A 22,513-nucleotide genomic window follows, 5' to 3' on the forward strand; every position below is an offset into this window, starting at 1 on the left:
AGCGTGTAGCTGGAGAGGCCATAAATCCAGCCCTGACCGGACAGTGTCGGGACAATGGCCTTGTACGGCCCCACCTGCGTCTCCTCGACAATCCGCCCGGTGAAGGTGGTGCCAAGCGGCCCGGCGTTCGCATAGTCCTGCCCGATGCCCAGCAGCCCGCGCGCATGCAGCACCGCCATCTTGGCGCAGGTGCCGGTGCCGCAGGGCGAGCGGTCGAGGATACCGCTGGCATCCTGCGGGCGCTCCGGGTTGAAGGGGCCGGTGGAAATGGTAATTGCCCCGCGCCCGTGGGTGCCCTCCGCCACCGGCAGCCCCCATAGGTTGGTGATCGTCGGACCGGTGATCTCAGGGTTTTCGGGATGCACCACGGGCAGCTGCTCCGCGGCGGCGTGGCGGATGGCTTCCGAAACCCGCACAATCTCCGCGCCGTTGTCCGCGTCCAGCGCGACACCCAGGCGTTCGGCCCCGGCCAGCACAAAGAACATGCCGCCCCAGGCCACATCCACACTGACAGTGCCGAGCCCCGCCACCTCCACCTGCGCATCCAGATGCACGGCGAAGGCGGGCACGTTCCTGAATGCCACCCGTGTGACCTTGCCGTCCCGGCAGTCAGCCCGCACCCGGATCAGCCCGGCAGGGGCCTCCAGCACCAGCTCCGTCACCGGCTCTGTCATTGGCACGATGCCGGTCTCCAGCAGCACCGTCACCACGCAGATCGTGTTGGAGCCGGACATCGGCGGGTACTCTGTCTGCTCGAAGATGATGAAACCCGCATCGGCCTCCGGGTGGCAGGGCGGCACGATGGCATTGCCGCACAGGCCGGGATTGCCGCGCGGCTCGCGCAGCATCGTGAGGCGGATGTCGTCATGGTTGGCGGCCATGTCCTGCATCTTCTCGAACACCGAATTGCCCCGCAGCAGGGGCATGCCGCCGGTGATCACCCGGCCCGGCTCGCCCTCGGCATGAGCCTCGACCGCCTGCAGTATGCGGGATGCGCGCATGTCTGGTCCTCCCAACCCATTGATGCTTGACTCTGAGATTGGATCCAAAGCAACTTGTGCACAGATGCACAGGGCGCGTCCAGACCCCTTGTTGCCGTTTGCGGGACTGGCATTTGCTGCCGGCCTGGGCTATCTGGCTGGGAAAGAACCCGCAGTGCCAGGCGTGCTGCCCACGCACATCGAAAGGCTGCCATATGAGCTTTGAAACACCGGGGCCGGTTGAGGCGCAACTGCGCGATGCAATCAGCCCGATTGAAGAGATCATCGAAGAGGCCCGCCAGGGCCGCATGTTCATCCTTGTCGACCACGAGGACCGCGAGAACGAAGGCGACCTGGTGATCCCGGCGCAGCACGCCGATGCCGCCGCGATCAACTTCATGGCCACCCACGGCCGCGGGCTGATCTGCCTGACGATGCCCGCGGAGCGGATCGAGGAGCTGGGCCTGCCGATGATGGCGCTGCACAACTCCTCGCGCCACGAAACCGCCTTTACCGTGTCGATCGAGGCCCGCGAGGGCGTCTCCACCGGCATTTCCGCCGCCGACCGCGCGCTGACCGTGGCCACCGCCATCGATCCGGAGAAGACCGCCGCCGACATCGCCACCCCCGGCCATGTCTTCCCGCTGCGCGCGCGCCGGGGCGGAGTGCTGGTCCGTGCAGGCCACACGGAGGCCGGCTGCGATGTGGCGCGTCTGGCGGGCCATTACCCGTCGTCGGTGATCTGCGAGATCATGAAGGAAGACGGCACCATGGCGCGGCTGCCCGATCTGGTCGAATACGCGCAAAAGCACGGGCTGAAGATCGGCACCATTTCCGACCTGATCACCTACCGCGCCCGCAACGACAACCTGGTGGTGGAAACCTCGCGCGAGACCGTGACTTCGGAAATCGGCGGCGAGTGGGAAATGCGGCTGTTTACCGATCAGACCCACGGTATTGAGCATGTGGTGATGATCAAGGGCGACATTACCACGCCAGAGCCGGTACTGGTGCGGACCCACGCACTGCATGAGGCGACAGATATCCTGGGTCTCGGCCCCAAGTCAGCCCGCCAGCTGCCGCGCGCGATGGAGATCATTGCCGAAGAGGGCCGCGGTGTGGTGACCCTGTTCCGCCAGCCGCGCAATGCGCTTTATGCCAATGAGGACGAAGGCCCGCGCACCGTGACCATCAAGCAGACCGGCATCGGTGCCCAGATCCTGTCGGGCCTGGGCCTGCATGAGCTGGTCCTGCTGACCGACTCGCCCTCGACCAAATACGTCGGGCTGGACGCCTATGGCCTGTCCATCACCGGCAGCCGCCCCATTCTGAAGGACTCCTGATATGGCCGGACATGAAACCCATTACACCCTGCCGCGGGCCGAGTTCGACAAGCCGGTGAAGCTGCTGATCGTTGTCGCGCCCTACTATAAGGATATTGCCGACAATCTGGTCGCAGGCGCCGCCGCCGAGATCGAGGCCGCAGGCGGCACATTCGAGGTTGTCGAAGTGCCCGGCGCGCTGGAAGTGCCGACCGCGATAGCGATTGCCGACCGCACGTCCAACTTCGACGGCTACGTGGCATTGGGCTGCGTGATCCGCGGCGAGACCACCCACTATGACACCGTCTGCAACGACAGCTCCCGCGCGATTCAGCTGATGGGCCTGCAGGGCTTGTGCATCGGCAACGGCATCCTGACCGTGGAAAACCGCAAGCAAGCGGAAGTGCGCGCAGATACTGCCGATCAGAACAAAGGCGGCGGCGCGGCAGCTGCGGCCTTGCATCTGATCGCTCTCACGCGTAAGTGGGGCGCCCAGACCAAAGGCATCGGCTTCAAGGCGCCCGCAGGGGCGTATCAGATTGCCGGTACAGACAACGGATCCACCAGCGCATGAGCACCCAGGACAGCCGCCCCAAGGGCAATGGCAAGAATCAAATGAGATCGGCAGCGCGGCTTTATGCGCTGCAGGCGCTGTTCCAGATGGAGCAGAGCAGCCAGACCTTTGACCAGGTGATCGTCGAGTTCGAGGACCACCGGTTCGGCGCTGTCTACGAAGGTGACGAAATGGCGGAAGGCGACACCAAGGTCTTCCGCAAGCTGGTGCGCGAGGCCGTGAACCATCAGGCCCGGATCGACCAGATGACCGACCGCGCCCTGGTGGCGAAATGGCCGATTGCCCGGATCGACCCGACCCTGCGGGCGCTGTTCCGCGCGGCGGGGGCTGAGCTGACCCAGTCCGACACCCCGCCCAAGGTGGTGATCAACGAGTTCGTCGACATCGCCCGCGCCTTCTTTCCCGAAGGCAAGGAGCCGAAGTTCGTCAATGCCGTGCTCGACCACATGGCGCGTGAAGCCAAGCCGGAAGCGTTCTGAGGCTGTCCGGTAAGGGTTTCGAAGTTGAAAAGGCGCGCCGCAGGGCGCGCTTTTTTGCGTCAGGGGCAACCGGTTCGCAAAGGGTGCGACAAATTCCGCTCATCCCCTCCGGAACCGCTGGACGGCGCTGCAAAGGCTGATAACCTCAATTTGCAATTCTGGAGGACTCAGATGCCTGAACTGGTTAAGATGTATATCCGCAATGTTGTGATCGGCTTTGGAATCGCCGCTGCCTTTGTCGCGGTTCTGTTGTGGTTCAATGTGATGAACCTCTGGTCGCTGGTCACCGCTTCGGATGCGGGGCTGCTGGCGGTGTTCCTGCTCTGGTTCATGCATGGCATCGTCTTTGCCGGGGTGCAGTTCGCCTGGGCGGTGATGGCGATGGCTGAGAAAGACGGCGGCCCCCGCCGCGGCACGCCTGTGGTGAATGACTTTCAGCCGGTCAAAGTGCCCGCTGAAAAGCCGTCTCAGGTACAGCGCCAGCTGCGCGCCCGCCGCTGACCCGCAGACATACGGACATCCGAACCGCGCTTTCCTGACGGAGGGCGCGGATTTCTTTTGCGTAAAGGGGGGAGAAGCGGCGGGACCACCAGTCAACCGTGCGGCTTTGATTCCCGAGGACCTGTATATACAGGTGGGCGCCAGGTAAACGGACCAGGATCCGGACAGAGCCAGCTCCCTCGGAATTGCTTAAGGCCACCGGAATGCTGCCTGTCACGAGAAGGGCAGAACCCGCCAAGGCCGTAAGTAAGCTGCCCGGTCCTTCGTTACAAGGGGGCGCAAGGCCCGGCTTCGTCATTTCCGGGCAAAACCGCGGGATTGCAATTTGTTCACCAATTGTTCACATTCGCGCCCATGATGGAAGATTTGCAGCCTGGACAAAAACTGGCCCGCGGGGTGTCGCGCTATCTGCGCTCGCTCGGATACGCGCCGCTGGAGGAATTCGTGCCCGCCCGCGGTTTGCGGGTGGACGTGATGGCGCTGGGGCCGAAGGGGGAGCTTTGGGTCATCGAATGCAAATCCAGCCGCGCTGATTTCCAGGCTGACAGCAAATGGGAAGGCTATCTGGAATGGTGCGACCGCTATTTCTGGGCGGTGGATATGGATTTTCCCGCCGAACTGCTGCCGGGCGGCACGGGGCTGATCATCGCTGATCCCTATGACGCGGAAATCATCCGCATGGCGCCGGAGGATAAGCTGCCGCCCGCCCGGCGCAAGAAGCTGGTGCAAAAGTTCGCCATGGACGCCGCACGCCGCCTGCAATTCCTGCGCGATCCGGTCCCGGGCAAGGACGGTCTGCTGCTCGGTGGAGCAGGGAAGGAAACGCCGGATATGTGAGGGCGGAGGGGCGGGGGCTCCCGCGCCCGCAGGTGCCCCGGCTGCGCCGGGCCCCCTTGGCAGCCTTGGGCCCGGCAGCGCGCCTTCGGCGCCCTGCCGGCGGTTGCGGACCCGCTCCGTCAGGCAACGGCAGTCTGCGTGCGGGGATCGCGCGCCACGTCACGATTGTCAGCTGCACCGGTCGCAAAGTCCGGGCCGGAGACAGCCCGGAGCAATCGTCCGGTTTGAGTGAACAGGCTCCAGGACTGAACACCGGCCTGAAAACAGGCGCGGCGGTTCTGGCGGCCTGGATCAGGTGATGCTGCGCGCTGCCTGGGCTGCTGCGCGGATTTCGTCGGCGATCTCGTCAGCCTCTTCCGGATCGAAGTCCATCGGGATTTCGGTGCCGCCGGCTTCAATGAAGATCCGCACCATGCCCTGATCGGTCGGGCCGATTTGCAGGTTTGCCTCGACGTCGCGTTCGGTGTTGATACTCATCTTGCACTCCCTAGCCGGTCAGCGGAATGCAGCCGGTGCTAGCCCGCCGCACGCTGAAAGGCAAGCCGCGTTTGCGCTACACTGGGGGTATGACGGATGTGACCTTGCGCCGATTCGCCCCGACCGACATGCAATGGCTGGTGGCCCGCCACCAGGATCTCTATGCCCGCGAGGCCGGGTTTGACGAGACCTTCGGACCGCTGGTCGCCGACATCCTGCACAGTTTTTGCGCGGGCCATGATCCGGGCTGCGAACGGGGCTGGATGGCGGAAAGCCGCGGCGAGCGGCTGGGCACGGTGTTCTGCATGAAGAAGGACGACCAGACCGCGCAGTTGCGGCTGTTCCTGCTGACGCCCGAGGCGCGCGGCAAGGGGCTGGGCAAGCGGCTGTTGCGTGAGTGCATGGGATTTGCCCGCGCCGCAGGGTACCGGGGCATGATGCTGACAACCCATGAAAGCCACCGCACGGCCTGCGCCCTGTACCAGGCCTTTGGCTGGCAGCTGACCGGCAGCCGTCCGGTGCGCAGTTACGGCCAGGACCTTGTGGAACAGACCTGGCGCCTGTCATTTGACTCTTCAGGCGCTTAGCCGAAGCAGGGTAGGCTGCGCCGGATTCGGGTGTAATTGCAACCGGTTGTGGATAACTCCCGGGCGGCTGCGGCAGGCCGCACAAGGCGCTGCATCAGAATTTCAGCAGCCGCTGTTTTCTGCGGCGGAAACGTGAAAAAACCTCTTGCGTGCCTCTGGGACGTGCTATAAATGCCCCCTCAGTGCCGCCTTAGCTCAGTTGGTTAGAGCGCTGGATTGTGGATCCAGAGGTCCCCCGTTCAAGCCGGGGAGGCGGTACCATCTCTCTTAAAAGAAATTGCCAGTCAGAACGCTTCGAGCACAGTTGCCGGGCGGTCCTTCGGTTTTGCGCTGTTGCTGCTGACATTTACGGCGGCACACGGCAGGCGGTGCGGCGGCGTGTAAGGGCATCAATGCCGGGGCGCCCGGCGCCGTAAAGCAGGCCGGCCGCTGCCTGAACCAGCGGCCGGCCTCGGCCTCAATCGGCCGTGCTTGTGGTGGTTGTTGTCGTTGTTGTGGTGGTGCCGTCATCGTCGTCGGCAATCACAACCAGAAACAGCGCGCCCGCGACCACCCCGGCGGTGGCTCCAGCCGACAGACCGGTCTGCGGCATCCCGTTGGTGTTGTTCTGGGCCACGGTTTCGGCGCCTGTGGCCTGGCACGTCACCTGCAGCGAACCGTCCGGAAGATAGCTGGCGGAAACCGGCACCCCGGCGCCGCAGGCCAGGCGGCGCTTGGCCTCATCCAGGGCCGGACCCGCTGCTTGGGCAAAAGCCGCCTGACCGGCGAAGGCGAGCGGAATTATCAGCGTGGCCGCCTGCAAGATACTGGTATACATGGATAAACAACCTTATGATTAGGAACGTATTCAGATTAGTTAACGGCTGAGCACCGGGCAATATCGCAGATACCGGGCCGCGTTGTTCCGGCAAGATGCCGCGCAATGCCGCTGCGCGGAGCGGGCGGCGGCGGGTGCTCTCAGCGCTGCAGCAGGGGTTACGAGATGCTGAAATCAATCGCCAAGACATTGACCGCAGGGGTTTCCTGCCTGGGCCTGACTGCCGCGCCGGCCCTGGCACAAAGCCCGGGGACGTTTGTCTATACGGTCGTGGTGCCGGCCGGGGAGTTCGGCTCGGCCGCCTTTCTGGCGGAGCTGCTGGCAACCTTGGCGGCGGCCAAGGCCTTCTGCCGCGCCACCGGCGATTCGGCCCTTCAGGTCGACTGCCTGTCCGAACGGCTTGAGGCTGCAGCGGGCGGTATTCCCGAAGGCACCGACTACGATGAGGTGCGCAGCGTGCTGGAGGACACCTCCGGCAGGCTCAAGCGGCTGGCCCGCCAGAACCGCGATCCCGACCGGCGCCGGGTCACCGTCTCCAGCGCAACTGACCCGGCAGAACGCACTGCCCGGCCGCTCACTCCGGTGCGCGCCTCAGTCCAGGCTGCGGTCAATCAGGAGGCTACCCGCATTCTGGAAGAAGCCGCCACTGTCCTGTTGCGCAGTGCGGAGACCGCGCAGGAGCGGCAGACCCAATACGCCCAGATCGCCGCGGCAATCGATTCCAACAAGGTGCTGCTGCGGTCCTGAGCCGGGCGGCTTAGTCCTTGATCTGCACTTGCTGGCGCAATTCACCGGTCTCCCGGTCATAGATCAGGATGCGGTTGTCCTGGCTGACCACCGCGATCCAGTCCCGGCCCAGCGTCACCGCCTCAGCCTCCGCCCCGGCGGGCAGGGCGATTTCCGCGGGCAGCGGCACATCACTTGCCTGCAGGCGGATGACAAGCAGCGAGATTATCACTACAAGCCCGCCAATCATCACCACGGTCAGCGTGGTCACAAGCCTACGCAGGAACCGGATCTGCGGCGGCTCCGTTTGGATTTCGGTCTCGGAAGGATCAGTCATGGGCAGCCGCCGGATTGAGTTTGTCATCGCGGAAAACCCGCCTAAGCGGCTTGATAAAGCGGTTTCGCGCGATGTGCCAGAGGAGGCGTCTTTGTCGCGCACCCGTCTGGCCCGGCTGATCGAGGAGGGCGCGCTGACGGTCGACGGCGCCGTGGTTCAGGACGCCAAGGCCAAGGTTGAGGCCGGTGCATTGATTGCGATCGAGGTGGAGGAGGCCGAAGACAGCCACATCGGCCCCGAGGACATCCCGCTGGAGATCGTCTTTGAAGACGACGACCTGATCGTGATCAACAAACCTGCGGGCATGGTGGTGCATCCGGCGCCGGGTTCGCCTTCGGGCACGCTGGTCAACGCGCTGCTGCATCACTTTGGCGGCAACCTGTCGGGCGTCGGCGGTGTCAAGCGCCCGGGCATCGTGCACCGCATCGACAAGGAGACCAGCGGTCTGCTGGTGGTTGCCAAATCCGATGCCGCGCATCAGGGGCTGGCTGCGCAGTTCGAAAAGCACACGGTGGAGCGTTACTATCAGGCGGTCTGCTACGGGGTTCCGGACGGCAACGACCCGCGCCTGCGCGGCGTCAAGGGGGCGAGCTTTGAGCCCGGAAATATCCTTAAGCTCACCACCCAGCTGGCCCGGCACAAGACCGACCGTCAGAGGCAGGCAGTGCTGTTCCAGGGCGGCCGCCACGCGGTGACCCGCGCGCGCATCTGCGAAAGCTTCGGCACCCCGCCTTGCGCGGCGCTTATTGAATGCTGGCTGGAAACCGGCCGCACCCACCAGATCCGGGTGCATATGGCCCATGCCGGGCACGGGCTGGTGGGCGATCCCACCTATGGCGGCCGCCGCAAACTGCCCGCCAAGGCCTTGAGCGAGGCGGCGCAGGCCGCGGTTCAGGCGTTTCCGCGCCAGGCACTGCATGCCGCGGTTTTGGGGTTTGCCCATCCGGTTACCGGCGAGTCACTCAGATTTGATGCGCCGCTGCCGCAGGATATGGCGGATTTGCTGGCTGCTTTGCGCCAGTAAACTACCAGCAAATATGTGTGTTCAGCCCTGTGATGCAATTCACAGACGGCAGCGGCGGCGCTAACATAGAAGAATTCCACAAGCGGTCCTTGAAAAGGGCTTAGCGCTAACACATATGCGCTAATGTTAAGTCCTTATACATTTTGGGAGGGACACTTTAGATGGCGAATTATGCAAACCTGCCTGCCCCGACGCCCGAAGGCGGCCTAAACCGGTATCTCCAGGAAATCCGCAAGTTTCCACTGCTGGAGCCGGAAGAGGAATATATGCTGGCCAAGCGCTGGGTGGAGGAACAGGATGCGGCCTCGGCCCATAAGATGGTAACATCCCATCTGCGGCTCGCGGCCAAGATCGCCATGGGCTACCGCGGCTATGGCTTGCCGCAGGCCGAAGTGATCTCCGAGGCGAACGTCGGCCTGATGCAGGCTGTGAAACGCTTTGACCCCGAAAAGGGCTTCCGCCTGGCGACCTATGCCATGTGGTGGATCCGCGCCTCGATCCAGGAATACATTCTGCGGTCCTGGTCGCTGGTGAAGCTGGGCACCACTTCGGCGCAAAAGAAACTGTTCTTCAACCTGCGCAAAGCCAAGGCCCGCATCGGCGCGCTGGAAGACGGCGACCTGCGCCCCGAGAACGTCAAGCGGATTGCCACCGACCTCGGCGTGACCGAGGACGAGGTGATCTCGATGAACCGCCGCATGTCCGGCGGCGACGCCTCGCTCAACGCTACTGTCGGCTCCGAGGGCGAGGGCACCATGCAGTGGCAGGACTGGCTGGAGGATGAGGACGCCGACCAGGCCAGCGATTACGAGGCCCGCGATGAGTTGGAGGCGCGGCGCGAGCTGCTGGCCGAGGCGCTGGATGTGCTGAACGACCGCGAGAAGGACATCCTGACCCAGCGCCGCCTGATGGATCAGGCGGTGACGCTCGAGGATCTGAGCTCGCAGTATAATGTCAGCCGTGAACGCATCCGCCAGATCGAAGTGCGGGCGTTCGAAAAGCTGCAGAAGAAAATGCGTGAACTGGCGAGCGAAAAGGGCATGCTGTCCAGCGTCTGACCGCAGTTTCCCGCGGAAAATAGTCAAAGGCGGTGCCGCGGCACCGCCTTTTTTCGTGCGCCGGGCTGCTGGCCGTTGTGCTGGCTTTACGGCAGGAGTGTTTCCCCAATGTTTCGCGCGCGAAACATTGGGTCAGTCTGGCTGACCTGAAAGGCTGGCGGATGCTGGCAGGATAACCTGTCTGGCGCGTGGCTGGCTGCTGCGGGGCTGGGTGCGCTCAAGCTGGATGGGGAGGGCTGGCGGAATTGCTGGCTGAGGGGCTGGCGCGTGGCTGGCTGAAATCACTCTGGTGGCGGGCGTCGCTGGCGGTCTGGCTGTCCCGGAGGATGGCTGGTGCGCTGGCTGCTTGCGGCCTGGTGAGTCTGGCTTGCTTGCAATTTCTGCATTCTGTGTATCGGGGAATAAGCGGGTCGTCAATGGAAAATGTAATAAAATCATATAGTTGACAGATTTGCTCGGATATTGCCGCCGCAGGGCACTGGTCAGGGCGGCTGTCCGGCCCTACATTCACATCCTCTGGCACAGGAGGAGGAGCCATGGCAGGCGGCTGGGCACAGGATGGTGCGGTGAATGAGCAGATCGAAGCCTCGATCAATGATGAGCTGGCACGGTTGAAGGCGCAGAAACGCCCGGTGGGCGAAAGCCTGACCCATTGCGCCGAGTGCGAGGAGCCGATCCCCGAGAAGCGCCGCGCGGCCATCCCGGGCGTGAAGCTGTGCATCGACTGCCAGCAGGAACGCGACGGCGCGCATCAGTCGCGCAGCGGCATCAACCGGCGCGGCTCCAAGGACAGCCAGCTGAAATAAGCGCTGCCTGCGATTGGTCGCGCTCTTACCGCCGTCTGCGCCGCAGCCACCGGCGGATCAGCTTGATGTCCATGGCGGCGACCAGCACGCCAAGCGGGATCATCCAGAAGCCGAGGACCGGCAGAAACCCGAACACCCCGCCAACAATCAGCAGGATGCCCAGCAGCAGCCTCAGCCCGCGCGGCACATGCGCGCGCACCCAGGCAAAGAAGGGGCGGAAACGGTCCCTGAAATTATCCTTCCCGGCCACCTAGCGCTCCGCCGCGAGGCCCATCCGCAGAATGTGCTGCGGGCCGGCGAGACCGTGGGGGTTGATGCCGCCGGTATCGGCAAAACCGCCCTTCAGGTAGCAGCGGACGGCGCCGTGGTTCTGCATGTTGACCGTCAGCACCACAGCGCGGCGGTCAGGGTAGCAGGCGGGCAGGTAGGCTTTCAGTGCCGCCACGGCTGCGGTGGCATAACCTTTGCCCTGATCATCGCTGTGGATCATAAAGGCGCGCAGGCCCAGCTCATCCGCTTGGGCAAACTCATAGGTCTCGTGATACAGCCGGTCGATCTTAAAGAAGCCCACCGCGCGGCTGCTGTCGAGGATGGCGTGAAAATCCACGCCTTCCTCATTCTCTTCAAACGCCTGCGCCACCGTGCCGGAATACCGCACCTGATCCGGTTCCACCTGGATGCGGGAAACCAGATCAAATTCGCTGCGGGCCACCGCACGCAGGGAGAGGCGCATCAGTCCTCCATCGCCTCCAGCTCATCAATGAAGCCGGAAATCATGCTGAGGCCCTTGTCCCAGAACTTGGGGTCAGTGGCATCAAGACCGAAGGGCGCCAGCAGCTCCTTGTGGTGCTTGGAGCCGCCCGCCTTGAGCATCTCGAAATACTTGTCCTCGAACCCTTCGCCGCCCTCGGCGTAGACCGAGTAGAGCGCGTTCACGAGGCCATCGCCGAAGGCATAGGCATAGACGTAGAAGGGCGAATGCACGAAGTGGGGGATGTAGGCCCAGAAGGTCTCATAGCCTTCCATGTAATCAAATGCCGGGCCGAGCGATTCCGCCTGCACCGACATCCAGATGGCGTTGATGTCATCCGGTGTCAGCTCACCCCCGGCGCGGGCTTCGTGCAGTTTGCATTCAAAGTCATAGAAAGCGATCTGGCGCACCACCGTGTTGATCATGTCCTCGACCTTGCCCGCCAGCAGCACCTTGCGCTGCTCTTTGGTTTCAGCCTTGTCCAGCATCTTGCGGAAGGTCAGCATCTCACCGAAGACAGACGCGGTTTCCGCCAGCGTCAGCGGGGTGGAAGACAGCATCTCGCCCTGATCCGCCGCCAGCACCTGATGCACGCCGTGGCCGAGTTCGTGCGCCAGGGTCATCACGTCGCGCGGTTTGCCCAGGTAGTTGAGCATCACATAGGGGTGCACGTTGGTGACCGTCGGATGGGCAAAGGCGCCGGGGGCCTTGCCGGGTTTCACGCCTGCGTCGATCCAGCCGTCGGAGAAGAACGGCGCGGCGATCTCGCCCATGCGGGGATCAAAGGCGTTGTAGGCCTCCATGACGGTTTTTTCGGCCTCGTCCCAGCCAATGGTGCGGGTGTCCTCCAGCGGCAGCGGCGCGTTGCGGTCCCAGACCTGCATCACGTCCAGCCCCAGCCATTTGCGCTTCAGCTCATAGTAGCGGTGGCTGAGCTTGGGGTAGGCGGCAACCACCGCCTCGCGCAGCGCTTCGACCACTTCGGGCTCCACATCGTTGGAGAGGTGGCGGCCGGTCTGTGGGCTGGGCATGCCGCGCCAGCGGTCGATGATTTCCTTTTCCTTGGCTTGCGTGTTGTGGACGCGAGCAAAGGTCTTGATGTTTTCACCAAACACGCGCGCCAGCTCGCGGGCCGCGGCCTCGCGCTTGCTGCGGTCCTGCTCGGTCAGCAGGTTCAGGGTGCCTTCGATGTTCAGTTCTTCGCCATCGACGGTAAAGGTCAGGCCCGCGACGGTTTCGTCAAACAGCTTTTCCCAGGCGTCGCCGACGATGCCAAGGTCATGCATGAATTTCTCCAGCTCATCGGACAGCTGGTAGGGCTTCATCGCGCGGATGCGGCGGAACACGCTGGCATAGCGGGCGAGCTCAGCATTGGCGTCCAGATGCGCCTGCATCGCGTCATCTTCGATGCGGTTCAGTTCCAGCGTGAAGAACACCAGCGGGGTGGTGGCGATGGTCACCTTTTCCTGGCAGTCCGACAGGAAAGCCGCGCGGTCCGCGTCGGTGGTCAGCTGGTAATAGCGCAGGCCCGCAAAGGACATGATGCGGCCGGCGATGTTGTTGATCTTCTCGTTGCGCTGCACGCATTCCAGCAGCCCGTCTGCATCGAGATCCGCCAGCTTGCCTTCGTAATCGGCGGCAAAGGCAGCGCATTCCTGCTCCAGCCAGTCCAGATCGCGGGCCAGTTCGGGGGCGTCCTCTGAGGTGTAAAGGTCGCTGAGGTCCCACTCCGGCAAGTTGCCGAGGCCGCCGGAACCGGCGGTGGCGTTTGCGTCGCGGACGGGGAAGGGAAGCTGGAACATGGGGGCTCCTGTCATGAGAAATGCTTTGACCCAACATCTAAGCGGCGGCTTGCGGGATCACAAGCAGCCGGGGGCGGATCAGCGCAGGAGAATGACAGAGCCGGGTAACGGCCGGGTAAAAGGGGCGCGCGCTGGACGGGCAACGGGATGCCGCGGGGTGTCAGCCGCCGTGCTGCTCAAACAGACGGCACATGCGGGAAAACACATGGGCGCGGATGTCCGGGGTTTCCATCATCACCTCGTGCTGGCCGCCCTTGATCAGGTCCAGCTCGCCGCCGGGCCAGCGGTCCATGCGGTCGTGGATCGCCTCGCAGTTGACGATCTGCTCTTCGGTGCCCAGGAAGGTGATGCAGGGAAGGGCAGGAGAGGGCTGCTGCGCCAGCCAGGCGCATTCTTCCAGGCTGACGCGCAGCCATTGGATGGTGGGACCGCCAAGCGCAAGGTCCGGCTGCGCCGCCAGCTGGGCATGCATCATCCGGTACATCTCCGGATCGGTGGTCAGCGTGTTGCCTTCAAACGGGGTGATCTGGACATATTGCTCCAGCGCGGTGGTCGGCAGCAGCCGCTCGTGCAGGCGCAGATAGGGCGCGATGCCGCTGAGGACGCGCACCAGCGGGCGCATCAGCGGCGGGATCTGGATGCCCCACATCGGGCCGGTGAAGCAGCAGGCATTCACGTCCAGCCCTTCGATCAGCGCCCGCAGGCCGATGGCGCCGCCCATGGAATGACCCACCAGAAACCAGGGCTTGGGCAGCTCCAGCTGTTCCGCCAGCGCCGCCAGCGCCTTCACGTCTTTCTGGAAATCGGTGAAATGGCCCACGTGGCCCAGCCTGCGTTCGGCCAGCATCCGCCCGGCCAGCCCCTGGCCGCGCCAGTCCACCGTCAGGGTGGCAAAGCCGCGGGCGGCAAACTCTGCCGCGGCCAGCCCGTATTTCTCAACATATTCGGTGCGCCCGGGGAACAGCAGGACCGTGCCCTTGCCCGCCCCCTCAGGACGCCAATGGCCTGCGCGGATGCGCAGGCCGTCAGTGGTCTGCACCCAATGGGCCGCGCCATTTGCAGGCCCCTGCGCGATCTCCGCGAACAGGGGTGCAGGCTGCAGCTCCACCGGGGCGCCGTCCATCAGGCCAGTGCCGAAGCCAGCTTCATCGCGGCACCCATGTCGCCGTCGATGGTCAGCTTGCCGGACATGAAGGCAGCGGTCGGGTTCAGCTCGCCGTCCAGGATCGACTGGAAGGTATCGGCGTCCGCGGTCATGGTCACATCCGCCTCTTCGTCGCCGACACGGGCGCCGGCGCCGTCCAGCATGATGGCGCCCAGGCCTTCGATCTGGAATTTCGCAGTGGAATCGAATTCGCCTGCGTCCAGTTTGCCGTTCAGGGCCTCTGCCGCCTGTTCAAGGGTAACGCTCATATCGGTCCTCAATCTGTTTTGCGCGCTTATAGCACAAACCTGTGAAGCATGTGCATCCAATACTGGAAAATGCGGCGCGCGGGATTACACTGGGGGCATCATGCTGGCAAATTTCCCAAAGCTCAAAGCTATCGTGGCGGCAACGGCGGCCGCAGTCACCTTTTTCCTGCCCGGGCAGGCTATGGCCCAGGGCCTGTCTGCCGATGTGCTGCTGCAAGACCTGGCCTTGGCCGAAGCAACGGAAGCTGCGGCGATTGACCGCGAGCTTCAGGCGCTGTGGGCGAGGAGCGGCTCGCCGTCGATGGACCTGCTCTTGCGGCGCGGCACCGACGCGATGGAGCGCGGGGATTTGCAGCAGGCGGCGGAGCATTTGACGGCGCTGACAGATCATGCGCCGGAATTCGCCCGGGGCTGGTATGAGCGCGCGCGGGTCTATTTCGCGATGGGGCTTTACGGCCCGTCAGTTGCCGACCTAGAGCGCGCGCTGGCCTTGAATCCCCGGGATTACAACGCCATCTACGCGCTGGGCGCGCTGTTCGAACAGTTCCGTGAGCCTGAGCGCGCCTATCAGGCCTACCTGCGCGCCAAGGCTATACATCCGCACCACGAGGAAGTAAGCAGCGCCCTCGAACGTCTGAAGCCCTCGGTCGAGGGCAGGGAACTCTAAGCCCTTTCGGGGGCGGGGGCTGAAGCAATGGCAAGCGCATCGCGGATCGTGGCCGTTCTGGGCCCGACCAATACCGGCAAAACCCATTACGCCATCGAACGCATGCTGGGCTACCGCACCGGTGTGATGGGGTTCCCGCTGCGCCTGCTGGCGCGGGAGGTCTATGACAAGGTGGTTGCCGCCCGCGGGCCCTCCGTCGTGGCGCTGGTCACCGGCGAGGAACGCATTGTGCCGCCGCGGGCGCAGTACTGGATCTGCACCGTGGAGGCGATGCCCGAGGGCATGGGCTGCGACTTCCTGGCGATCGACGAGATCCAGCTGTGCGCCGACCCGGAGCGCGGCCATGTCTTCACCGACCGGCTGCTGCGGGCCCGCGGCACGCTGGAGACGCTGTTCCTGGGGGCTGACACCATGCGCGGGCCGATTTCGGCACTGGTGCCGGGTGTCGAATTCCACCGCCGCGAGCGGATGTCCGATCTGGTCTATGCAGGTTCGAAAAAGATAAGCCGGATGCCGCAGCGCACCGCGATTGTCGGGTTTTCTGTTGATAACGTCTATGCAATTGCCGAGCTGATCCGCCGCCAGAAGGGTGGCGCAGCGGTGGTGATGGGGGCGCTGTCCCCGCGCACGCGCAACGCCCAGGTGGCGCTGTATCAGAATGGCGAGGTCGACTATCTGGTCGCCACCGATGCCATCGGCATGGGGCTGAACCTTGACATCGATCATGTGGCGTTTTCCTCCACCACCAAGTTCGACGGCCGCCGGATGCGCCCGCTGGCCCCCAATGAGCTGGCGCAGATCGCAGGCCGCGCAGGCCGGGGGATGAGCCACGGCACGTTCGGCGTCACCGGTGATGCCCGGCCGCTGGACGAGGGCACCGCCTCGGCCATCATGAACCACCAGTTCACGCCGCTGAAAAAGCTCAACTGGCGCTCAGCGGACTTGCAGTTCGGCACGGTTGAGGCGCTGATCAACTCGCTCGAATCAAGCCCCTCGAACGAGCACCTGACCAAGGCGCGTGAGGCCGACGACCTGGGCGCGCTGAAAATGCTGTCGCGCGAATCCTCCATCATCGCCCGCACCACCAATGCGCAATCGGTGAAACTGCTGTGGGACGTGTGCCGGATTCCGGACTTCCGCGGCATCAGCCATGCGGAACATTCGTCGCTTCTGGGCGTTATATTCGAGCACCTTCACGGCGGCGGCGTGGTGCCGGACGACTGGATGGCCCGCCAGATCAAGCGGATTGACCGGACCGACGGCAACATAGATACCCTGTCCAAGCGTCTGGCCTTTATCCGGACGTGGACATATGTCGCGCAGCGGAATGGCTGGCTGCGTGACGAAAGCCATTGGCGCGGGGAGACGCGCGCTGTAGAAGACAGATTGTCAGACGCGCTGCACGAGCGCTTGACTCAGCGATTTGTGGACCGGCGCACATCCGTGCTTCTGCGCCGGCTCAAACAGAAGGAGGCCCTTTTGGCCGAAGTGAATGACAAGGGTGAAGTGACGGTCGAAGGCGAATTCGTCGGCCGTCTGGAAGGGTTCCGGTTCAGCCCGGACAAAGGTGCGCAGGGTGCCGAGGCAAAAGCCTTGAAAGCGGCCTCGCTGCAGGCTTTGGCGCCGCAATTCCATCTGCGTGCGGACCGGTTCTATAACGCGCCTGATACCGAGATCGATTTTACCGAACAGGGCGGCCTGATGTGGGGCGGCGATGCGGTGGGCAAGCTGGTGGCTGGCGCAGACGCGCTAAGCCCGCAGATCGAGGTGTTCGTCGACGAAGCGGCGGGGCCTGATGTCGCCCAGAAGGTTGAGCGCCGCCTGCTGCATTTCATCACCCGCAAGATCAACGCTCTGTTCGAGCCGCTGCTGAACCTGCAGAAGGACGAAGAGCTGTCCGGCCTGGCCCGCGGTTTTGCCTTCCGGATGGTCGAAAACCTCGGCGTGCTGCCGCGTGCAGGCGTTGCGCAAGAGGTCAAGGACCTGGACCAGGACGCCCGCGGCGCCCTGCGCAAGCATGGCATCCGCTTTGGCCAGTTCACCATCTTCATGCCGCTGCTGCTGAAGCCCGCGCCGACCCGTCTGCGCCTGGTGCTGTGGTCGCTGGCCAATGGCCTGCAGGACTTCCCGGAGGCGCCGCCCCCGGGTCTGGTCACCGTGCCGTCGATCAAGGACGCGCCCGAAGGCTATGACACCATGTGCGGCTACCGTGCGGCAGGCGAGCGGATGATCCGCATCGACATGCTGGAGCGTCTGGCCGACATGCTGCGCGGCGAAGACAGCCGCGGCGGTTTTGAAGCCAAGGCTGACATGCTGTCGATCACCGGCATGACGCTGGACCAGTTCGCCGACCTTATGCAGGGCCTGGGCTACAAAGCCGAAAAGGGCGAGCGCCTGAAGGTCAAGCCGGTCGACGCCGTTGTCACCGAAACCGGCACCCCGTCCGAAGACAAGCCGGTGATGGACGCCGCCGCTGAGGTCGAGAACACGCCCGCTGCCGCGCCGGTCGAAGATGGCGAAACTGCCCCCGCAGATGTGCCGGAAGGCACCGAAGCGATTGAGGATGCAGGCGTTGCTCCGGTGGCCGAGGAACCGGCCGAGCCGGTGGCAGAGGCGCCGGTCCCGGAGACCGCTGCGGATGAAACCCCGGTTGGCGAAGCGGCCGATGCCGCCGTGGACGCGCCGGAAATGGAGGTCTTCTACACCTTCACCTGGGGCGGCACCCGGGGCGGACGCCAGGGCGGCCAGCGCCAGCAGAACCGCCGTGCGCAGGGCGACGACAAGCCGGGCGGCAAGGGCAAACCGCGCGGCGGCAAAGCCGGTGGCGAAGGCGGCCGCGGCAAGCCTGGCCGCAAGGGCGGTCCGCGCCAGGACAAGGGCGCCAAGACCTATTCCTCGCGTCCCGCCAAGAAGGAAAAGCAGATCGACCCGGACAACCCCTTTGCCGCTGCGCTGATGGGGCTGAAACAGGGCGACTGACCCGGCCATGACCGGGGACGCGCCCAAGATCCGCATCGACAAGTGGCTGTGGTTTGCGCGGTTTTTCAAGACCCGCAGCCTGGCCGCCAAACAGGTCAGTGCGGGCCATGTGCGCGTCAACGGCACCAAGGCATTGAAACCGGCTCAGAACGTCTCTCCCGGAGACGTTCTGACCTTTTCCCAGGGCAAGGTGATCCGCGTGGTGCGGGTAGAGGGCACCGGCGAGCGCCGCGGCCCGGCGCCGGAAGCGCAGGCGCTGTATTTCGACATGACGGAGAAGCAGGAAAAAATTCCGGCCAATCCCAAGTTCGAAGGAAAAGGCCGCCCGGACAAAAAAGCCCGCAGGGCGCTTGATCTTACTCGCAAGCAGGATACCCTTTGACGGCTTGAAGCCTTCGCCGGTCTGGATTAGCTAGGCGCAAACGGATAACGGGACTCGGTACTATGACCTATGTCGTGACGGAAAACTGCATCGCCTGCAAATACACCGACTGTGTCGAGGTGTGCCCGGTGGACTGCTTTTACGAGGGCGAGAACACCCTGGTGATTCACCCCGACGAATGCATCGACTGCGGCGTTTGCGAACCGGAATGCCCGGCGGATGCGATCCGTCCGGACACCGAGCCGGACATGGACAAGTGGGTTGAATTCAACCGCAAATACTCCGAAATGTGGCCGGTGATCGTGTCCAAGAAGGACCCGCTGCCCGACGCCGAAGAACGCGACGGCGAAGAAGGCAAGATGGAGAAGTATTTCTCCGAGGCGCCCGGCGAAGGCGGCTGATTCCCTGCCTAGCGCGGCGATGCCGCAATTGTGCGGAAAATCGCCGCATTGCATTTGGATTTTACGTCTCCTGGCCAGCGGGCTGCCTTTCGGGCGGCCCTTTTTTATGATATACTCGAGCCACAATAGACATAAACAATCGGAGTCCGCCCCCGGCGCACGCCTCAAGCGGTGCGCACTTCGGGCGGTATTTCTGCGGAGAAAAATGTCCCGGGGACTGGTCAAAATGAACTGGCCGGAGCCGGGTGCTTTTTCGCGTTAATGCCGGTGCCGCCCGGCTGTGAGTGAGGAAAAACCTGTATGACCAAGTCGAAGAAGCTCGAATTCCGCCCCAATGATTACGTGGTCTACCCGGCGCATGGCGTTGGCCAGATCATCTCGATCGAGGAGCAGGAAGTGGCCGGCTTTGCGCTGGAGCTTTTCGTGATCACCTTTGAAAAGGACAAGATGACCCTGCGGGTGCCGACCAATAAGGCGACCGAAGTGGGGATGCGTTCGCTGAGCTCGCCCGATGTGATCGAGCAGGCGATGAAGACGCTTAAGGGCAAGGCCAAGGTGAAGCGCGCGATGTGGTCGCGCCGCGCCCAGGAATATGAGCAGAAGATCAACTCCGGCGACCTGATCTCGATTGCCGAGGTGGTGCGCGATCTGCACCGGACCGATGATCAGCGCGAGCAGAGCTACTCCGAGCGCCAGCTGTACGAAGCCGCGCTTGAGCGCCTGACCCGCGAAGTGGCCGCCGTCTCCGGCAACGACGAGATTGCTGCCGCCAAGCAGGTGGATGAGGTTCTGACCTCTCGCGCTGCCTGATCCCTGCGGATAGTATTCATCAGCAGAAGCCGCGCCCCCGGGTGCGGCTTCTTTGCATTCAGGCCGGCGGTTGCGGGCGGCGAAGCTTTGCCTTTTAGTTGGCCCGGGAGGCGCAGATGGACGAATTCCGGGATTTGGTAAAAGGGTTGTACCTGGGACGCGCCCGCGGGGCGGTGGCCTTCCGCTATGGTCTGATCCTGTTCGACGGGCTGACGATTGCCTTTTTCCTGGCGACAGCCCATCTGCACCACGGGCCGGTCCTGATCGGATTCAGCATTGCCGTTGGCCTTGTCATCCTGCTGGACCTTGCAGCCCGGTTGTGGATCGCCTCCAGCCCGCGCAAGCTGCTGCTGCGCATCTACACGCTTGCCGATATCGTGGTGATCCTGTCGCTGCTGCTGGAGCCGTTCCTGGCCGGCAACCTGGCCTTCTTGCGGGTCCTGCGGGGGCTGCGGCTCATTCACTCCTACCATTTGCTGAGCGATCTGCGCCGGGACAGCAAGATCTTCCGCCGCCACGAGGACGCGGTGATCGCGGCCATCAACCTTCTGGTTTTCATCTTTGTGACCGCCGCGGCCGTGCTGGTGTTCTTCTTTGACGACCACGTCACGGAAACGCCCTATATCGACGCGCTCTACTTCACGGTGGCGGCGCTCACCACCACCGGGTTCGGCGACATCACGATGACGACACCCGCGGGCAAGCTGTTCTCGGTGTTTGTAATGGCCGTGGGCGTGGCGCTGTTCGTGCGTCTGGCGCAGACGCTGTTTCAGCCGCAAAAAGTGCATTACACCTGCCGGGAATGCGGGCTGCTGCGCCATGAAGCCGACGCGGTGCATTGCAAGCATTGCGGTGCCAAGCTGAAGATCCCGACGCCCGGTTTGGAATAACCGGTCTTGGACGGGCGGCTAGCTCAGCGCCAGCAGCGTAAGCAGCCCGGCAATCTCGGCAACCTGCTGCGACGCGCCCAGAATGTCACCGGTCTGGCCGCCGATCTTGGCCTTGGCCAGCGCGCCGAGGCCCAAGGCAGCCACGCCCATTGCCAGGGCGGTGCCCAGGGCCGCTGCGCCAATCAGCGGCAGTGACAGCAAAACTGCAAGAAACGCCGCCAAAAGACAAGGCAGGGCGCGGGGGCGGCCCACAGTCTGCGAAAGACCTGCAGTGCGCGCATTGGGCAGCGCCGCCATCAGTGCAGGCATCACCGCCCGGCTCATCATTGCCAGCGCCACCAGGGGCCAGGGGGCTGCAACCTGCAGCAAGGCGGCCACAGCAGACCAGCGCAGGCCGAACCCCAGGATCAGCGCAATCACCCCATAGGCCCCGATACGGCTGTCCTTCATGATCTCCAGGCGCCGCGCGCGGTCGAAGCCGCCCCACAGCCCGTCGGCGGTGTCGGCCAGCCCGTCTTCGTGCATGGCGCCGGTCAGCATCACCTGAACCGCCAGCGCCAGCCCCGCCGCCGCCGCAGGCGGCAGGCCCGCAGCAAGCGCCAGCGCGGCCAGCAGCGCCGCGGGCAGGGCGACCGCGAGGCCCGCCAGCGGAAACGCCCAGACAGCCTTGGCCTGGCGCTGGAAAGTCGCAGCGGGCAGATGCGGCAGCGGCAGCCGGGTCAGCAGCACCAGTGCCAAAGCCACGTCATTTGCCTGAATGTCGTTTTTTCGCATTTACGGGCCTATTGCGGGGCTTGCGGCACTGCCGCCAGCGGTTAAACAGATTGCCAACCGCTTTATCCGCGTCACCCGCTCAGATGCAACGAGGCTTTCACATGCTGCCACAGCTTTCCTCTCTTGATGATTTCCGCGCCGCACTGGCCGACGCGCCGGCCCAGGATCAGGCCGCGCTGCAGGGGGCTGCCGCGCGCAACAGCCAGCTGACCAAACCGCCGGGCGCGCTGGGACGGCTGGAGGATCTGGCCGTCTGGTACGGCGGCTGGCGCGGCAGCGGCCGGCCCGAAATCTCCGCGCCGCAGGTGATTGTCTTTGCCGGAAATCACGGGGTGACGGCCCAGGGCGTTTCGGCCTTTCCGCCGGAGGTCACCGCACAGATGGTGATCAATTTCGAACACGGCGGGGCCGCGATCAACCAGCTGGCCCGGCTGGCAGGCGCCCGCATGGATGTGCACGCGCTGGAGCTGGACCGGCCGACCGCCGATTTCACCCAGGGCCCGGCGATGACCCAAGAAGACCTGCTGACCGCCCTGCAGGCAGGCTGGGATGCGGTGGATCCGAGCGCTGACCTGCTGGTGGTTGGCGAAATGGGCATTGGCAACACTACCCCGGCTGCGGCGCTGGCCTGTGCGCTGTTCGGCGGTGAGGCGGCGGACTGGACCGGGCGCGGCACCGGCGTGGATGACGCCGGTCTTGCCAGCAAAACCCGGGTGGTGGCCGAAGGCGTGGCGCTGCACAAAGACGCCATCCGGGACGGTCTGGATGCGATGGCCTGCCTCGGCGGGCGCGAGATTGCCGCCATGGCCGGCGCTATTGCCGCGGCCCGGGTGCTGCGCATCCCGGTGATCCTGGACGGCTTCATTTGCTGCGCCGCTGCCGCCTGCCTGCTGCAAACCGCAGACGGCGCGCTGGACCACGCGCTGGCAGGCCATCAAAGCGCTGAGGGCGCCCACCGGGCGCTGCTGGAAAAACTGGGCAAGCAGCCGCTGCTGTCGCTGGGCCTGCGGCTGGGCGAGGCCTCAGGTGCGGCGCTGGCGATCCAGGTGCTGAAAGGCGCGATTGCCTGCCACAGCGGCATGGCGACTTTTGCCGAGGCGGGGGTCTCAGACGGCTGAC

27 protein-coding genes and 1 tRNA gene are annotated in these 22,513 nt (G+C 64.3%); 18 read left to right on the forward strand and 10 right to left on the reverse strand.

What is annotated here, in order from left to right:
• Nucleotides 1–1,001 (reverse strand): proline racemase family protein (locus ACTRWG_RS08235; RefSeq protein WP_462829210.1); only part of this gene is annotated, 1,001 nt, incomplete at its 3' end.
• 194 nt (nucleotides 1,002–1,195) lie between these two features.
• Between ACTRWG_RS08235 and ribB the strand changes: the two genes are divergently transcribed.
• From ribB to ACTRWG_RS08260, 5 genes are all read left to right on the forward strand, one after another.
• Nucleotides 1,196–2,323, forward strand: a complete 1,128-nt coding sequence (gene ribB, locus ACTRWG_RS08240) for a 3,4-dihydroxy-2-butanone-4-phosphate synthase (protein WP_027236918.1) — start codon at nucleotides 1,196–1,198, stop codon at nucleotides 2,321–2,323.
• Nucleotide 2,324: 1 nt separating this feature from the next.
• Nucleotides 2,325–2,876 carry a 6,7-dimethyl-8-ribityllumazine synthase gene (locus tag ACTRWG_RS08245; protein ID WP_027236919.1) on the forward strand — a complete coding sequence of 184 codons (552 nt, stop codon included), beginning with the start codon at nucleotides 2,325–2,327 and terminating at the stop codon, nucleotides 2,874–2,876.
• A complete protein-coding gene (gene nusB / locus ACTRWG_RS08250) occupies nucleotides 2,873–3,355 on the forward strand; it encodes a transcription antitermination factor NusB (protein WP_027236920.1) in 483 nt (160 codons plus the stop codon). Before ACTRWG_RS08245 ends, nusB begins: the two co-directional genes overlap by 4 nt.
• A gap of 171 nt (nucleotides 3,356–3,526) precedes the next feature.
• Nucleotides 3,527–3,856 (forward strand): hypothetical protein, encoded by a 330-nt coding sequence (locus ACTRWG_RS08255; protein ID WP_027236921.1) that lies wholly within the window; start codon nucleotides 3,527–3,529, stop codon nucleotides 3,854–3,856.
• Between the two features lie 354 nt (nucleotides 3,857–4,210).
• Complete coding sequence (locus ACTRWG_RS08260; RefSeq protein ID WP_036797822.1) at nucleotides 4,211–4,693, forward strand: MmcB family DNA repair protein; 483 nt, start codon at nucleotides 4,211–4,213, stop codon at nucleotides 4,691–4,693.
• A 291-nt stretch (nucleotides 4,694–4,984) separates the two neighbouring features.
• Here the strand turns inward: ACTRWG_RS08260 and ACTRWG_RS08265 are convergent, their stop codons facing one another.
• Entirely contained in the window at nucleotides 4,985–5,170 is a 186-nt protein-coding gene (locus tag ACTRWG_RS08265; RefSeq protein WP_027236923.1) for a DUF6324 family protein, read from the reverse strand.
• An 89-nt stretch (nucleotides 5,171–5,259) separates the two neighbouring features.
• Here ACTRWG_RS08265 and ACTRWG_RS08270 point away from each other — a divergent pair, with 89 nt between their 5' ends.
• On the forward strand, nucleotides 5,260–5,757 hold the full coding sequence (locus tag ACTRWG_RS08270) for a GNAT family N-acetyltransferase (protein ID WP_027236924.1): 498 nt from the start codon (nucleotides 5,260–5,262) through the stop codon (nucleotides 5,755–5,757).
• A gap of 184 nt (nucleotides 5,758–5,941) precedes the next feature.
• A tRNA-His gene (locus tag ACTRWG_RS08275) sits at nucleotides 5,942–6,018 on the forward strand.
• Nucleotides 6,019–6,214: 196 nt separating this feature from the next.
• Here the strand turns inward: ACTRWG_RS08275 and ACTRWG_RS08280 are convergent.
• Entirely contained in the window at nucleotides 6,215–6,574 is a 360-nt protein-coding gene (locus ACTRWG_RS08280; RefSeq protein WP_027236925.1) for a hypothetical protein, read from the reverse strand.
• A gap of 165 nt (nucleotides 6,575–6,739) precedes the next feature.
• Between ACTRWG_RS08280 and ACTRWG_RS08285 the strand changes: the two genes are divergently transcribed.
• Nucleotides 6,740–7,321 carry a hypothetical protein gene (locus ACTRWG_RS08285; protein WP_027236926.1) on the forward strand — a complete coding sequence of 194 codons (582 nt, stop codon included), beginning with the start codon at nucleotides 6,740–6,742 and terminating at the stop codon, nucleotides 7,319–7,321.
• A gap of 10 nt (nucleotides 7,322–7,331) precedes the next feature.
• On the opposite strand, the gene ACTRWG_RS08290 is transcribed toward ACTRWG_RS08285, so the two are convergent.
• A complete protein-coding gene (locus ACTRWG_RS08290) occupies nucleotides 7,332–7,637 on the reverse strand; it encodes a DUF6476 family protein (RefSeq protein ID WP_027236927.1) in 306 nt (101 codons plus the stop codon).
• Here ACTRWG_RS08290 and ACTRWG_RS08295 point away from each other — a divergent pair.
• From ACTRWG_RS08295 to ACTRWG_RS08305, 3 genes are all read left to right on the forward strand, one after another.
• Nucleotides 7,636–8,661, forward strand: coding sequence for an RluA family pseudouridine synthase (locus ACTRWG_RS08295; protein WP_027236928.1), 1,026 nt, complete (start codon nucleotides 7,636–7,638; stop codon nucleotides 8,659–8,661). The genes ACTRWG_RS08290 and ACTRWG_RS08295 overlap by 2 nt on opposite strands.
• 161 nt (nucleotides 8,662–8,822) lie before the next feature.
• The gene (gene rpoH, locus ACTRWG_RS08300; protein WP_027236929.1) at nucleotides 8,823–9,719 is read left to right on the forward strand and encodes an RNA polymerase sigma factor RpoH; all 897 of its coding nucleotides are present in this window, start codon (nucleotides 8,823–8,825) and stop codon (nucleotides 9,717–9,719) included.
• Nucleotides 9,720–10,255: 536 nt separating this feature from the next.
• Complete coding sequence (locus ACTRWG_RS08305) at nucleotides 10,256–10,525, forward strand: DksA/TraR family C4-type zinc finger protein (RefSeq protein ID WP_027236930.1); 270 nt, start codon at nucleotides 10,256–10,258, stop codon at nucleotides 10,523–10,525.
• A gap of 25 nt (nucleotides 10,526–10,550) precedes the next feature.
• On the opposite strand, the gene ACTRWG_RS08310 is transcribed toward ACTRWG_RS08305, so the two are convergent.
• From ACTRWG_RS08310 to ACTRWG_RS08330, 5 genes are all read right to left on the reverse strand, one after another.
• Nucleotides 10,551–10,775, reverse strand: a complete 225-nt coding sequence (locus ACTRWG_RS08310; RefSeq protein ID WP_027236931.1) for a hypothetical protein — start codon at nucleotides 10,773–10,775, stop codon at nucleotides 10,551–10,553.
• Entirely contained in the window at nucleotides 10,776–11,258 is a 483-nt protein-coding gene (locus ACTRWG_RS08315) for a GNAT family N-acetyltransferase (RefSeq protein ID WP_051357817.1), read from the reverse strand.
• Nucleotides 11,258–13,078, reverse strand: a complete 1,821-nt coding sequence (locus ACTRWG_RS08320) for a M3 family oligoendopeptidase (protein WP_462829211.1) — start codon at nucleotides 13,076–13,078, stop codon at nucleotides 11,258–11,260. Before ACTRWG_RS08320 ends, ACTRWG_RS08315 begins: the two co-directional genes overlap by 1 nt.
• 160 nt (nucleotides 13,079–13,238) lie before the next feature.
• Entirely contained in the window at nucleotides 13,239–14,201 is a 963-nt protein-coding gene (locus tag ACTRWG_RS08325; RefSeq protein WP_260027864.1) for an alpha/beta fold hydrolase, read from the reverse strand.
• On the reverse strand, nucleotides 14,201–14,491 hold the full coding sequence (locus ACTRWG_RS08330; RefSeq protein WP_027236935.1) for an SCP2 sterol-binding domain-containing protein: 291 nt from the start codon (nucleotides 14,489–14,491) through the stop codon (nucleotides 14,201–14,203). Before ACTRWG_RS08330 ends, ACTRWG_RS08325 begins: the two co-directional genes overlap by 1 nt.
• Nucleotides 14,492–14,591: 100 nt before the next feature.
• Between ACTRWG_RS08330 and ACTRWG_RS08335 the strand changes: the two genes are divergently transcribed.
• The 6 genes from ACTRWG_RS08335 to ACTRWG_RS08360 all read left to right on the forward strand — a co-directional run bounded on the left by ACTRWG_RS08335 (nucleotide 14,592) and on the right by ACTRWG_RS08360 (nucleotide 20,620).
• Nucleotides 14,592–15,158, forward strand: a complete 567-nt coding sequence (locus ACTRWG_RS08335) for a tetratricopeptide repeat protein (RefSeq protein WP_027236936.1) — start codon at nucleotides 14,592–14,594, stop codon at nucleotides 15,156–15,158.
• A gap of 27 nt (nucleotides 15,159–15,185) precedes the next feature.
• Complete coding sequence (locus ACTRWG_RS08340) at nucleotides 15,186–18,137, forward strand: helicase-related protein (protein ID WP_027236937.1); 2,952 nt, start codon at nucleotides 15,186–15,188, stop codon at nucleotides 18,135–18,137.
• Between the two features lie 7 nt (nucleotides 18,138–18,144).
• Nucleotides 18,145–18,519 (forward strand): RNA-binding S4 domain-containing protein, encoded by a 375-nt coding sequence (locus ACTRWG_RS08345; protein WP_027236938.1) that lies wholly within the window; start codon nucleotides 18,145–18,147, stop codon nucleotides 18,517–18,519.
• A 62-nt stretch (nucleotides 18,520–18,581) separates the two neighbouring features.
• On the forward strand, nucleotides 18,582–18,920 hold the full coding sequence (gene fdxA / locus ACTRWG_RS08350; protein WP_027236939.1) for a ferredoxin FdxA: 339 nt from the start codon (nucleotides 18,582–18,584) through the stop codon (nucleotides 18,918–18,920).
• Nucleotides 18,921–19,220: 300 nt separating this feature from the next.
• Entirely contained in the window at nucleotides 19,221–19,730 is a 510-nt protein-coding gene (locus ACTRWG_RS08355) for a CarD family transcriptional regulator (protein WP_027236940.1), read from the forward strand.
• Nucleotides 19,731–19,846: 116 nt separating this feature from the next.
• On the forward strand, nucleotides 19,847–20,620 hold the full coding sequence (locus ACTRWG_RS08360; RefSeq protein WP_027236941.1) for a potassium channel family protein: 774 nt from the start codon (nucleotides 19,847–19,849) through the stop codon (nucleotides 20,618–20,620).
• Nucleotides 20,621–20,638: 18 nt separating this feature from the next.
• On the opposite strand, the gene cobS is transcribed toward ACTRWG_RS08360, so the two are convergent.
• Nucleotides 20,639–21,394, reverse strand: coding sequence for an adenosylcobinamide-GDP ribazoletransferase (gene cobS / locus ACTRWG_RS08365; RefSeq protein ID WP_027236942.1), 756 nt, complete (start codon nucleotides 21,392–21,394; stop codon nucleotides 20,639–20,641).
• A gap of 101 nt (nucleotides 21,395–21,495) precedes the next feature.
• Here cobS and cobT point away from each other — a divergent pair, with 101 nt between their 5' ends.
• Nucleotides 21,496–22,512, forward strand: a complete 1,017-nt coding sequence (gene cobT, locus ACTRWG_RS08370) for a nicotinate-nucleotide--dimethylbenzimidazole phosphoribosyltransferase (protein WP_027236943.1) — start codon at nucleotides 21,496–21,498, stop codon at nucleotides 22,510–22,512.
• Nucleotide 22,513: the final 1 nt, after the last annotated feature.

This window comes from Leisingera sp. G5_S3_59_S7, assembly GCF_054968485.1.

Coding starts and splice junctions, on each gene's coding strand:
- ribB (WP_027236918.1), top strand. CDS start 1,196: ATGAGCTTTGAAACACCGGGGCCGGTTGAGGCGCAACTGCGCGATGCA.
- ACTRWG_RS08245 (WP_027236919.1), top strand. CDS start 2,325: ATGGCCGGACATGAAACCCATTACACCCTGCCGCGGGCCGAGTTCGAC.
- nusB (WP_027236920.1), top strand. CDS start 2,873: ATGAGCACCCAGGACAGCCGCCCCAAGGGCAATGGCAAGAATCAAATG.
- ACTRWG_RS08255 (WP_027236921.1), top strand. CDS start 3,527: ATGCCTGAACTGGTTAAGATGTATATCCGCAATGTTGTGATCGGCTTT.
- ACTRWG_RS08260 (WP_036797822.1), top strand. CDS start 4,211: ATGATGGAAGATTTGCAGCCTGGACAAAAACTGGCCCGCGGGGTGTCG.
- ACTRWG_RS08265 (WP_027236923.1), bottom strand. CDS start 5,170: ATGAGTATCAACACCGAACGCGACGTCGAGGCAAACCTGCAAATCGGC.
- ACTRWG_RS08270 (WP_027236924.1), top strand. CDS start 5,260: ATGACGGATGTGACCTTGCGCCGATTCGCCCCGACCGACATGCAATGG.
- ACTRWG_RS08280 (WP_027236925.1), bottom strand. CDS start 6,574: ATGTATACCAGTATCTTGCAGGCGGCCACGCTGATAATTCCGCTCGCC.
- ACTRWG_RS08285 (WP_027236926.1), top strand. CDS start 6,740: ATGCTGAAATCAATCGCCAAGACATTGACCGCAGGGGTTTCCTGCCTG.
- ACTRWG_RS08295 (WP_027236928.1), top strand. CDS start 7,636: ATGGGCAGCCGCCGGATTGAGTTTGTCATCGCGGAAAACCCGCCTAAG.
- ACTRWG_RS08290 (WP_027236927.1), bottom strand. CDS start 7,637: ATGACTGATCCTTCCGAGACCGAAATCCAAACGGAGCCGCCGCAGATC.
- rpoH (WP_027236929.1), top strand. CDS start 8,823: ATGGCGAATTATGCAAACCTGCCTGCCCCGACGCCCGAAGGCGGCCTA.
- ACTRWG_RS08305 (WP_027236930.1), top strand. CDS start 10,256: ATGGCAGGCGGCTGGGCACAGGATGGTGCGGTGAATGAGCAGATCGAA.
- ACTRWG_RS08315 (WP_051357817.1), bottom strand. CDS start 11,258: ATGCGCCTCTCCCTGCGTGCGGTGGCCCGCAGCGAATTTGATCTGGTT.
- ACTRWG_RS08320 (WP_462829211.1), bottom strand. CDS start 13,078: ATGTTCCAGCTTCCCTTCCCCGTCCGCGACGCAAACGCCACCGCCGGT.
- ACTRWG_RS08325 (WP_260027864.1), bottom strand. CDS start 14,201: ATGGACGGCGCCCCGGTGGAGCTGCAGCCTGCACCCCTGTTCGCGGAG.
- ACTRWG_RS08330 (WP_027236935.1), bottom strand. CDS start 14,491: ATGAGCGTTACCCTTGAACAGGCGGCAGAGGCCCTGAACGGCAAACTG.
- ACTRWG_RS08335 (WP_027236936.1), top strand. CDS start 14,592: ATGCTGGCAAATTTCCCAAAGCTCAAAGCTATCGTGGCGGCAACGGCG.
- ACTRWG_RS08340 (WP_027236937.1), top strand. CDS start 15,186: ATGGCAAGCGCATCGCGGATCGTGGCCGTTCTGGGCCCGACCAATACC.
- ACTRWG_RS08345 (WP_027236938.1), top strand. CDS start 18,145: ATGACCGGGGACGCGCCCAAGATCCGCATCGACAAGTGGCTGTGGTTT.
- fdxA (WP_027236939.1), top strand. CDS start 18,582: ATGACCTATGTCGTGACGGAAAACTGCATCGCCTGCAAATACACCGAC.
- ACTRWG_RS08355 (WP_027236940.1), top strand. CDS start 19,221: ATGACCAAGTCGAAGAAGCTCGAATTCCGCCCCAATGATTACGTGGTC.
- ACTRWG_RS08360 (WP_027236941.1), top strand. CDS start 19,847: ATGGACGAATTCCGGGATTTGGTAAAAGGGTTGTACCTGGGACGCGCC.
- cobS (WP_027236942.1), bottom strand. CDS start 21,394: ATGCGAAAAAACGACATTCAGGCAAATGACGTGGCTTTGGCACTGGTG.
- cobT (WP_027236943.1), top strand. CDS start 21,496: ATGCTGCCACAGCTTTCCTCTCTTGATGATTTCCGCGCCGCACTGGCC.